The sequence below is a fragment of the Paracoccus sp. TOH genome (assembly GCF_030388245.1).
GTDB lineage: Bacteria > Pseudomonadota > Alphaproteobacteria > Rhodobacterales > Rhodobacteraceae > Paracoccus > Paracoccus simplex.
The window spans coordinates 601,464-611,434 of sequence record NZ_CP098362.1 but is presented as its reverse complement, the minus strand read 5'-3'; the positions used below and the strand labels follow the sequence as shown (position 1 = coordinate 611,434).

The 9,971-nt window shown below is 65.7% G+C and carries 17 protein-coding genes and 1 pseudogene; all 18 read right to left on the bottom strand.

Annotation, left to right across the window (positions count from 1 at the left end; genetic code table 11):
* Positions 1-101: 101 nt before the first annotated feature.
* The gene (locus NBE95_RS20005; RefSeq protein WP_289896213.1) at positions 102-1,037 is read right to left on the bottom strand and encodes an asparaginase; all 936 of its coding nucleotides are present in this window, start codon (positions 1,035-1,037) and stop codon (positions 102-104) included.
* Positions 1,034-1,240 (bottom strand): annotated as a pseudogene (locus NBE95_RS20000) (hypothetical protein); the annotation flags it as partial. The pseudogene NBE95_RS20000 and the gene NBE95_RS20005, both read right to left, overlap by 4 nt.
* A 388-nt stretch (positions 1,241-1,628) precedes the next feature.
* Positions 1,629-2,336, bottom strand: a complete 708-nt coding sequence (locus tag NBE95_RS19995) for a FadR/GntR family transcriptional regulator (protein WP_289896212.1) — start codon at positions 2,334-2,336, stop codon at positions 1,629-1,631.
* A gap of 33 nt (positions 2,337-2,369) precedes the next feature.
* Positions 2,370-3,548: a recombinase gene (locus NBE95_RS19990; RefSeq protein WP_289896211.1), complete on the bottom strand. Its 1,179-nt coding sequence runs from the start codon at positions 3,546-3,548 to the stop codon at positions 2,370-2,372.
* 24 nt (positions 3,549-3,572) lie between these two features.
* A complete protein-coding gene (locus NBE95_RS19985; RefSeq protein WP_289896210.1) occupies positions 3,573-3,809 on the bottom strand; it encodes a hypothetical protein in 237 nt (78 codons plus the stop codon).
* Positions 3,809-4,537 carry a hypothetical protein gene (locus tag NBE95_RS19980; RefSeq protein ID WP_289896209.1) on the bottom strand — a complete coding sequence of 243 codons (729 nt, stop codon included), beginning with the start codon at positions 4,535-4,537 and terminating at the stop codon, positions 3,809-3,811. Before NBE95_RS19980 ends, NBE95_RS19985 begins: the two co-directional genes overlap by 1 nt.
* A complete protein-coding gene (locus NBE95_RS19975) occupies positions 4,534-4,785 on the bottom strand; it encodes a hypothetical protein (RefSeq protein ID WP_289896208.1) in 252 nt (83 codons plus the stop codon). Before NBE95_RS19975 ends, NBE95_RS19980 begins: the two co-directional genes overlap by 4 nt.
* A gap of 243 nt (positions 4,786-5,028) precedes the next feature.
* Complete coding sequence (locus NBE95_RS19970) at positions 5,029-5,994, bottom strand: phage Gp37/Gp68 family protein (RefSeq protein WP_289896207.1); 966 nt, start codon at positions 5,992-5,994, stop codon at positions 5,029-5,031.
* A complete protein-coding gene (locus NBE95_RS19965) occupies positions 5,994-6,281 on the bottom strand; it encodes a hypothetical protein (RefSeq protein WP_289896206.1) in 288 nt (95 codons plus the stop codon). Before NBE95_RS19965 ends, NBE95_RS19970 begins: the two co-directional genes overlap by 1 nt.
* Positions 6,274-6,438 (bottom strand): hypothetical protein, encoded by a 165-nt coding sequence (locus tag NBE95_RS19960; RefSeq protein WP_289896205.1) that lies wholly within the window; start codon positions 6,436-6,438, stop codon positions 6,274-6,276. Before NBE95_RS19960 ends, NBE95_RS19965 begins: the two co-directional genes overlap by 8 nt.
* Positions 6,431-7,111 (bottom strand): hypothetical protein, encoded by a 681-nt coding sequence (locus NBE95_RS19955; RefSeq protein ID WP_289896204.1) that lies wholly within the window; start codon positions 7,109-7,111, stop codon positions 6,431-6,433. Before NBE95_RS19955 ends, NBE95_RS19960 begins: the two co-directional genes overlap by 8 nt.
* Before the next feature lie 65 nt (positions 7,112-7,176).
* Complete coding sequence (locus NBE95_RS19950) at positions 7,177-8,034, bottom strand: DUF2303 family protein (RefSeq protein WP_289896203.1); 858 nt, start codon at positions 8,032-8,034, stop codon at positions 7,177-7,179.
* Between the two features lie 27 nt (positions 8,035-8,061).
* Positions 8,062-8,388, bottom strand: coding sequence for a hypothetical protein (locus NBE95_RS19945; protein WP_289896202.1), 327 nt, complete (start codon positions 8,386-8,388; stop codon positions 8,062-8,064).
* Between the two features lie 3 nt (positions 8,389-8,391).
* Complete coding sequence (locus NBE95_RS19940; RefSeq protein ID WP_289896201.1) at positions 8,392-8,592, bottom strand: hypothetical protein; 201 nt, start codon at positions 8,590-8,592, stop codon at positions 8,392-8,394.
* 119 nt (positions 8,593-8,711) lie between these two features.
* A complete protein-coding gene (locus NBE95_RS19935; protein ID WP_289896200.1) occupies positions 8,712-8,861 on the bottom strand; it encodes a hypothetical protein in 150 nt (49 codons plus the stop codon).
* Entirely contained in the window at positions 8,858-9,211 is a 354-nt protein-coding gene (locus tag NBE95_RS19930; RefSeq protein ID WP_289896199.1) for a hypothetical protein, read from the bottom strand. Before NBE95_RS19930 ends, NBE95_RS19935 begins: the two co-directional genes overlap by 4 nt.
* Entirely contained in the window at positions 9,211-9,561 is a 351-nt protein-coding gene (locus NBE95_RS19925; protein ID WP_289896198.1) for a hypothetical protein, read from the bottom strand. The genes NBE95_RS19930 and NBE95_RS19925 overlap by 1 nt, the downstream gene beginning before the upstream one ends.
* Positions 9,558-9,917: a hypothetical protein gene (locus NBE95_RS19920; protein ID WP_289896197.1), complete on the bottom strand. Its 360-nt coding sequence runs from the start codon at positions 9,915-9,917 to the stop codon at positions 9,558-9,560. The genes NBE95_RS19925 and NBE95_RS19920 overlap by 4 nt, the downstream gene beginning before the upstream one ends.
* Positions 9,918-9,971: the final 54 nt, after the last annotated feature.

The following is a 9,971-nucleotide window of genomic DNA, read 5'->3' as shown; positions in this document are numbered from 1 at the left end:
GGTGACTTTATCATTATGCCACGCAAAGGCCAGGCCCTTGCCGAAGGCAAGGGCATTGCCCTAGAAAACATGGATTTTCTTCCTGTAAGATCAGAAGAAAACTATGCTTTCTCGAATATCTCGGCGATTTCCTCCTCGGGGCGGTCGTTGGCGAGCATGGCGGCCAGCAGGATGCGGGCCTGTCCGGGCCGCAGCAGCCGGGCATGAATGGCACCGGCGCGCTTCATGTCGTGACCGCCGCCGCCGCCGCCATAGATCGGCGCCAGGATGCCCTCGGGGACGCGGCTCGACACCACCACGGTGATGCCGCGGGCGCGGGCGCGGGCGATGGCCGCGACCAGCTCGGGCGAGGCGTTGCCCGACCCCAGCGCCGAGACCACGATGCCGCGGGCGCCGGCGGCGATGCTGGCATCCAGATGCACGCCGTCGCTGCCGGGATGGGCGGCGACGATATCGACCCTCAGCCCGGCGACCGGGGCGGGCAGGGTGCGACGCGGCCCCATGCCTTCATGCGCCACGCAGCGAAAGGCATCCGCCGAGTCCGTCGCGAACTTGTAGAGCCCCCAGACCGGGAATTGCCGGCTGCCGAAGGCCACGGTCACGCCGGCCCCGCCCTGCAGCACCTTGTCGAGCGCCAGCGCCAGGTTGGCGATCCCGTCGGATCGCGGGTGATCCGAGGCGAATTGCGCGCCGGTGAACACCACGGGCTTGGACGGCAGATGCTGAAGCTGCACCAGCAGGGCGGTTTCCTCCATCGCGTCGGTGCCGTGCAGCACCACGATGCCGGCCAGCCGCGGATCCGCAAGCTGCGCGCCGACCGCATCGCTGATGCGCTGCATGTCGGCCAGCGTCAGGCTGGCCGAATCGCGCGCCAGCAGCTCCTGCGGGCGCAGCTCGACGGCCACGGGAGGCAGCAGGCCCAGCAGGTCCTGGCCGCTGAGGCTGGGACTGGCAGAGCCGTCGGCGCCGCGGCTGCTGGCGATGGTGCCTCCGGTGGCCAGCACGGCCACCAGCGGCTTTTCGGCAATGACGGTCACGACGCGCCCTGCATGTCTGCGATCTCCTCCTCAAGCTGCTGCGCCGCGCCGTGGATGCGGTCGCGCGCAAGATGCCACCCTATCACCAGCGCGGGCACGATCACCAGCAAAGAGGCGACGGTCCAGGTGCCGATCGGATGGTCGAGAGCCATCAGCACCACCACGCCCAGCAGAAGGGCCGGGCTGGCGATGCCGGTGGGCGGTGATGATGCCGAGCCAGCGCCGGTCCGGCGCTGGCCAGCCGGCCGCCCGCGCCCAGGAAAAGCCCGGTGCCACCTGGACCTGCCGCGGCTTGAGATCCTGGTGATAGCCGCACGCCTTCTTGGCGAGCGCCCGACCTTCGGCAGGGGTGGTTTGATGGGACATGGCTCCTCCGCCCCGAATCGCGCCGCGGCCGCCTCCTGCCATCGGCGCAATGATCGGATTATCTGAAAGGCTGTATGACAGATTTTGCGTTTAGGGTTTGGGGCGCGGCGGCGTCAAGGATCTTTGCCGAGGCAGAGGCCGGCAGTGGCGGACGCGCGCCCCAAAAAGCGTGAAAGATGGTCTGCAAGATCTTGGATAAGCGGAAAGAAATACCGCCGGCTGAAATCAGCCGTGTTGGTTGATGATCCAGGTCATCGCCAGCTCGACCTCGTTCAGGTGCTTGCGCATGGCGACCTGGGCCTCGGCTTCCGAGCCGGCGGCGATCGCCTCGGCGATGGCGCGATGCTCGTGATTCGAGGTCACGCGCCGATCGGCCATCAGGTTCACCAGTTCGGACTGGCGCATCAGCGCCTCGCGCGAGTCGGTGACGACGCGAAGGAAGACGGTGTTCTCGGCCGCTTCGGCGATCAGGCAATGGAAGTCGGAATCCAGCCGCACCCATTTCAGCGCGTCCTCCTGCCGTTCCATGCTGTCGCAAAGCTGCGTCAACCGGGCCAGCTGGTCCGGGCTGCGCCGCAGTGCCGCCCAGCCGGCGGCGGGGATCTCGATGAAGGGGCGGGCCTCGATCAGTTCGCGCGCCGAATAGCTGCCATAGGCCAATTCGGGCGTCTGCCGGTCGGAAATGACGAAGCTGCCGCTGCCACTGCGGCTGCGGGTCAGCCCCAGCGTCTGCAGCGAGCGCATGGCTTCGCGGATGATCGGCCGACTGACGCCATAGCGCTCGGCCAGCTTGGCTTCGGACGGCAAACGGATGCCCACCGGCAAATTGCCGGCAAGTATCGCGCCTCGCAGATCCTCGAACACCGTCTCGGCGGCGTTTTTCCGACTGACCGGGCTTCCGAGGGAAGCGAGGATTTCCTCCTGATTTATCATCCGCTTAGGCATTCCTGTTGAAACGTCCATTTCTTATTGATTTCGAAGCTTGACAACCTTCGCCGCGCTCTCGCTCCGACCGCGGACGTAGCGATCAGTGGTGGCAACATTGGCGTGTTGAGCGGCATCGCGCAAGGCGAACGGATCTGCTCCCATCTGTCTTCCCTCCGTGATGGCACCGGCGCGGGTATCCATCATTGTGATCTCCTTGGGAAGCTTCAGGTGATCACGGATGCGGACAAAGGTCTTGCTGAAGGTGTCCTGCTTGTAGGGGGAGCCTTTCCGGTCCCGGATCACGGGCCCGAAACGTCCCGTAACCCCGAGCATGCGCAGGCGGGTCTTGAGTTCGGGGGTCAACTCGAACGTCATGGGCCAAGGCATGCTCTTGCGCGTCTTGCTGATCACCTTATCGAATGACGACAGATCGGGGGCCACCATGTCCCAGGTCAGGCCGTCCTGCCAGCGCATCCCGGCGCGCACGAACCCGCCTTCCTGGCCATCGTTCGGCCACCAGTGCCCGCGAACATCGACGGCGCGCAGCATGTAGGTCCACTGGATCAGGATGCTGGCAGCAAAGCCATGAAGCCCGCGGCGGTCGGCTTCGTCGATGATGGCGCGGATCTGCTCGCGCGTCGGGTGAACATTGCGCCGCGGTCCCGAAGCGAAGGTCATCTCGCCCAGCGTGTCAGAAACGTCGCGCGCTTCCTTGATCCGCAACGCTTTTCCATATCCGGCCACGATGCGCATCATCTGCATCAGGCGGCGGATGTAGCCCGGGGTGCGTCCCTTGCGCTGCATCATGACCTCCATCTTCGAGATTTCCTCGAAGGTCATGGCGGCGATGGGAAGATGGCCGATCGCGCCTTTCAGCTTGGCAAGCTGCTCGCGGTAGGATTTGCGCGAGTTCAACTTGACCTTGCGGAATGGCGAATAGTCGTCAGTCTCGTAGCGATGGATCAGCCAGTTCCAGGTGCCGACCGGATAGTCAGGCGCCGCGAAATGATCCAGCATGGCCACCGTCAGCTTGCGGGCCTCGCGCGCCAACACCTTGGGGTCGGTCTCACCGACCTTTCCCAGCGCAACACTGGTAGGCTTATAGCCCAGGTCGCGATACTTCTTTGGCGCTTTCCAATACGTGATCCCGCGGGACACTCCTGTGCAGGGCGCATACAGCGGATCGCTGCCGTCCCTTAGAGCTTCCTTGAAACGCATTCTCTATCCTCCTGAAATGCGTGCCTAAAGGGCGTCCCAGTTGATCTTGACGGGGGCGCCCTCGAGATCGACCGTATCAGGATCACGCACACGGCGGCGAGACTGTATCCAAGCCTCTACGTCGGCCCGCATATAGCGGCGCAGCACCGGGTCCGGCGCTGGAAAGCCCTCGGCCTCCAGCGCGGGGCGCGCCTTGTGGAAGGTGCTAGGGCTGATGCCGATCATATCGGCGACATCGGCATGGCGAATGAACGCGCCCATCACGCCATCCTCCTGATCTGGTCGAGGGCGTAGCCGCCCCATTGTTCGGCGCAGGCCCGGGCAATGCCCTCGAAGGTCCTGCTGCGGATTTTCCATCGGTGGGGGCCCGGGCTGGCGCGGTGGATCGCCGACCATGCTTTGTGCCGCTCCGGCTCGGTCGCGGCCTTGGGCGGGATCAGCCGCTTCGTGGCGGTCAGCGGCGGCAGGCGGCGCAGGTAGAAGCCGGTTGCCTTGAAGGCCGGCTCGCCGAACCGCCAGGGCTGGACGATCTGGGGCTTGGGCAGATCTGCGGGCATCCGGGAGCGGCCGTGCTTGTGCATGACCGGGTTCTCGACCGCCACGCGCGGGACCGGGGCCTGCCAGCAGGCTGCAAACAGTTCGGCGCCTTCGTCCAGCAGCCGCCACATGATGGCCAGCCGCGCCTCGCGCGACAGGATCGGCCATGCCGCCCTCTCGGCCGGGGTCGCATCGCTGGGCGGGTTTTTGGGCGGCTCCGACAGCCAGCGCACGCCGCTGTTGCAAAGGCGCGTGCAGGGCGGGTGGCAGACTATCAGCAGATCCCAGCCATAGTCGAGGTAGTCCCGCACGTCGCCGACGATGTGATGGTTGCTGCCGTCCTCGGCCGGCAGGCGGTCAACGGATGTAGCATCATGCCCAAGGGCAGCGAAGGCCCGGCGTATCCTGCCCGAGGTCTCGCAGAGGATGCCGACGCGGAGCGCTGCCGTCATTCCGCGCCCCCCTCGATCGTCTGCGGCTGGCTCACGTCGCGCGCGGCCGCTTCGATGGTCTTCACCGCCTGCATGTAGAGCCGGACGCCGTTGAACATCTGCTTGGCCAGCGCCGCGCGGGCGAGGGCCTCGTTCGGGCTGATCTTGCCGTCGCGCAGCTGCTGGAGATCGGCGGCAAGGCCAAGGATGATATCGCGCAGCCCAAGGCTGTCCGCGACCGGCGTGCTGACATAGTCTCGCTCAGCCATGGCGAGCCTCCTCATAGATTTTCCGGCTGGCTTCTTCGTTCAGCGCCTCGGCCAGCGCTGCAATTTGCTTGGCAAGTCGCATGTCGGGCTTGCGGGTGATCGGTCCCAACCGCCACCCGTATTGCTCGCAAGCCCAGCAAAGCGGCGGGTAATCCGTTTGCGTGCGGTCTTGCCATTGGAGCGGTCGCACCTTGCCGCAGATGGCGCACTCGAAGGGATCGGGGCGGGGCGGATATATCGGCATCAGGATCGCACCCCCGGCATCTCGTCCCAGGTGCGGCCTTCCAGCAGTCGTCCGGCGGCTTTCTTGCCTTTGCGCTCGATGAAGGCCGCCTCAGCCTCTGGGTAAAGCTCGGCTGCCTTCGGGACATGCGGATGCCCAGCAAGGCACCGCCACCCTGACCTTGGATTGCCTGTGGCCTCTTCTGGTGTCGATGGCGCCCACTCGCCCCATTGCTTGAAATGGAACGCCACGCCGGCGGCGGTGCACTGGTCGCGCAGGGACCGTGCCCACTCGGGATGCATCGGCCGGGCGCCGGGCCCGCTCTCGCCACCGACGATTACGAGGTCGAGACGGGACCCTTCGTAGTCGGTCAGGAAACCTTTCGTGTGGCCAGTCAAGGCGTTCCGATGCTGGCCGCCTGGCTGCAACATCAATCGCGTCAGATCCGTCGGCCCCAGCAGCGGCTCCATGGACAGGAACCGCACCGCAGCCGGCACCGCCAGGAGCTTGGGAATGTCCCGGTCGGCCTCTGCCTGGTTGACCACAGTGCAGCCCAGCCAGACGTTCGGATAGAGCCGCTCGAAATCGAACGGGACCGGCAGCATGTTCGCGATGTTGCCCGGCCGCTTGGTCAGCAGCATCCAATCGAGGTTCGGTGTCGCCTCGATCAGCCGCCACAGGTCATCCCGCCATTCCGGCAGGATCGAGGCATGGTTGTCGAACACGTCCGCGAGGCTGGCGCAGAACACGCGATGGCGTTCGCCGGCCGCCGCTGCTGCCCGGTCCCATGCCAAAGGCTTGCGCCAGTTCGCCGCGCTGGTGCGCGTCCGGGCGGCGTGCGGCCCCCAGCGCGTTTCGCGCTGCTGGAGCCCGCGGCTATCCCAGGCCTCGGCATAGCAATGATCGCAGCCCGGCCCAACCTTCTGGCACCCTATCCACGGGTTGAACGTGTGGTGCGTCCATTCGATACGGGAATTCTCGGCCATCAGCGTTCCCCCGCCAGAACAGCCCGGTCGTGCTCTGCCTGACGGTCAGTCGCCGAGGGAAAGAACACGCCGGCGTGCCGGTTCAAGACGTCGGCCACCTTCAGCATCGTCTCCTCGGGATCGGACCACATGTCCTGCGGCATCAGCAGCAGCGGCGCGCGCAGCGGAATGGACGTGCGGCCGTCTGCTGTGCGGCGCGGCTTGTCACCGCAGTAGATGGCCAGGGCGCCGCGCGTCGGGATCGTGCAGGACGTGGGCAACACGGTGAAATAATCGTCGTCATCCATCGGCCCGCTCCTCCGCCGGCATCTCGCCCTCGGCGGTCGGCAGGAAACCGGTGCCGCGCAGCCATTCCCATTCGTCGTCGGTGCCGAGGTATTCGACCCACTCGCCCTCGCCGCGCATCTGGCCGGGGCCGGGCTGCTTGATCCAGCGATCAGTCATGATCGCCTCCCGACAAAGCGCGCGCGTCGACACGGTCAAGCCGCTCAATCTCAGCAAGGATCAGGGCACCTGCCTTAACCAAGTCGCGGCGCGGCGTGGTCGGCTTCCACCAGCTTTCTTCCCATGGCCAGCCAGGGACGCGCGGCATGCCCGGATGGTGCTCGGCTGCGCCGTTGGCGTTACCGGCGCCCCACAGGACGTAGCAGACCGCTGCTTTGGCCATTTCGCGCTGATCGTGCTGGTCATCAAGTTTGGGCGTCCAGCCCTCGGCGCTGACCTGCCGCTGCCGCTCTGCCAGAACATCCCTTGCAGCCTGTGACAGATCCTCCACGATTCCTGGTGCGGGCGCGCCCTGCAACGCGGCATGGCGCCGATCGCATTCAGCCTCCAAGTCCTCGATCTGGGCAAGCGCGCGGGCCAGTTCGGCCTTCAGTTCCGAGGTCTGCGCGCCTGGTTTTGTGTAGAGAGGGATCGATCCGCTCAAATCGTCACCCGCTTTAGCCGGGAACATCCAAGCTGACCGTCCTTCCGAAACCGCCGTCAGAGCCGCAAGGCTGGTCCACGCCACCGGCGCAGCCTCGGCCTGCTCGGGTGCGGCGCGATTGACATATTCAGCCTCGCCCTGCACCGCGTGATGCTCGCTCACATGGCGGGTAATCCTTGCCTCGGACATATCGCATTCCTTCCTGACCATTCGGGATGGCGGCGCGAGCCGCGCCGCGCACCGGAAGGGTCAGGTCAGGAAAAGCGGCCCATGTAGACCGGCAGGCCGGTCTCCTCGCTGGCCGTGGTGGCGATCTGGGCGAAATGCGCGCGGCGCTGGTATTCGACCCGATGCCACTGAAAGCCCAGCCCGACGCCGCCGCCGCCCGTCGCGCGCCAACGGAACAGGCAGGTCAGCTCCTCGGGCTCTTCGCCATTGTAGATCGGGATCGAGAGGGTGAACTTCTCGGGGATGATCACTCCGTTCTGCACCTTGGTGTCGCTCTCGAACACCAGCTTTCGGTCGCCGTTGTCCAGCCGCACGGCGGACTTGTAGACCTGCCCCACCGTCGCCTCGAAATCGCGGCTGATCTCGATCATGGTCGCTGCTTCGGGATGGCCGATATCGACGCTATTCTCTTCCAGGAACCGCGCGAAATCCGCCTGCGGATGGATCTTGCCCTCCATCTCGTCCCAGCGGGAGAACTCCTCGGACGGCCGCAGGGCGAGGATCACGGCATGGGTATTGTGCCCCGGCGCGGGAAAGGCCTCGCCCTGGTTGTGATCATGCCAGTCCAGCCGGGCCGAGATCGTCAGCGCGTCGAAGTCGGCGATGATGATCGAGCGGTCGGACTTGTAGCGGTTGGCATAAGCCGACAGCGATGCCCGATCATCGACGGTCACGGCCTGGCGCACGCGCGAGGGCAGGCGGTTCGGATCGCTGATGTCATGGAGTTTGATGCGCTCCGGCAGCGCGACGTGGGTGCGGCCGTCCGGGCCGCTGATGACGGGCGACGCGATGCGCGCGGCTTCCATCGCGGTGTCGAGGGCGCTGCGCGGATCGGATTCAAGCAGAATGCTGGTGCCCTGCGGCTGGTTCGGGTTCGGTGCCATGGTGCCTCCTTTGGCGATTGGCGTGGATCAGGCCTCGCTGGAGCGCCGTCGCTCCAGCTCGTCCTCGAAATCCATCTGGTTGGGGTCGCGCCGGGTCAGCCGGCCATCGTCGGTTGCGAAATAGATGCCGGTGCCCATGCTGCGCGTCGGCTTCTTGATGGTGATGTCGGGCACCACTTCCAGCTGTCCGGCCTTGTTGACCTTGATGCTGACCTTCATCGACAGGCTGCCGCCGTTGCCGGTCTCGCGGATCGCTTCGATCAGCTCGGACAGCTTCTGGTCGCCGGTCTCCAGCAGCTCGCCGCGGCGGAATCCCTGGATGAATTCGAGGAAGTTGAGTTCGTGGCGGGCCATAGCTCAGGCCTCCTCGTCCTGCTCGATCCGCGCGCGGACGAAGCAATCCTTGGCCTCGACCAGCTTGCGCATGCCGGCGGTCTTCTCGGCGCCCTCGGCGAGCGCGCCGTCCATCTCCTGCGCCAGCGTGTCGATGGGTTTCACCACCGCCTGCAGGTGCGGCGGCAGGTGATCGTGGCGGAGCCATTTCAAAAGGCGATTCATGGCATCTCCTCTGACAAGCCCGGAACCGCCGGGCGCGGTGTGAAAGGAAAAGTGCTGGCCGCTTCCTGAGGGAGGTCGGAGAAAGGAAGCGGCCAGCCAGTGAGGGCGGCGACAAGCCGTCAGGCCACCCATTCGGTCGCGCAGACCGGAACCGGATCGGTCCAAGCGCGCGGATCGCGGTTGTCGAAAAAGCGCGCCAGCATCTCCGCGCTCAGCAGGCGGGCGCGATGGCCGCGGCGAGGCCGGATGGCGTAATGCTGCTGCATCATCGGCCTTCCTCGCGGAGAGATGGCGATCTCTCGACGCCGGTCGATGGTGCCTCCTGCATGTCCTGGATGGTCTGATCGAGGAGGGAGCGGAGCGAGATAGCGTCTTCCAGGGTGATAACGAAGTCGAGGACCTCCCCGGCAACGCTAATGCGAACGTCAGCGATGCCGTAGCTCTCGATCTGTCCCCACCAACACCCGCCTTGCATCCATACGAAACCAGCGGGCGGGGTTGCAGGTATACTATCGGGATCATCCGGCAGATTGCCTAAGACCACCGTGCCCTGTTCGCGAATGGTGTGGACACCGCTTCCGGATAGATACTCCTTAGCGAAGCTTCTCTTTTCAGACATCACAGCTCCTCCGCGATCGAAACCCAGCCGGCATCGCGCGCCTGGGCGGCGGTGGGCGACAGGAAGTCCAGCGCATCCCGCCAGTCCGTGGCGCCGACCGCCAAGCCAAGGGCAAAGCCGATCAGCACCAGAACAGCGACGCCCAACCAGATGAACAGGCCGGCCCAGGCGACGGGGCGGCGCTCTTCGTCGTCGAAGATCGATCGCGCGAGAGAATCGGTGGGGCAAAAATCGTGGACCGGTACGCGCGGGCGGCGGTGGGCGTCGCGCAGCGCGATCTCATCCGCCTCGGCAGCAGCGCGGCGCCTGAGAGAGTCCAGGTTCGGGCTAGCATTGCGGGCGGGGATCATGATGCACCCCCTTCCATCGCGGTCAGCGCGGAACGGATGGCGTCGGCATCGAAACTGAAACGCCTGGTGATCTCGGTCGCCAAGCCAAGAAAATTGGCCGGGTCCGGCTCCCCGCCTTCGACGATGCGCGTCACAGCCGCGAATTTCCACGCGGCACCGACCAGCAGATAGGCGACGAGAGAAGCACCCACCATCGGCGCCGACCCGGCATCCTCGAACCGCATTGCCAGCGTGGTCGCAAAGGCATCGACCCCAGCAGACATTCCATCGAAAAGCGCCGCCTCGTCAGCGCTGGGAACGAAGCCGGGATAGTCCGGCGGCGCGTCGTCATGCGTATCTTGGGGTGCTGTCGTCACCGGAGGTCTCCCAGTCGGCGGGATGCCGATTGGGTGAACGTTAATTTGGCAAAT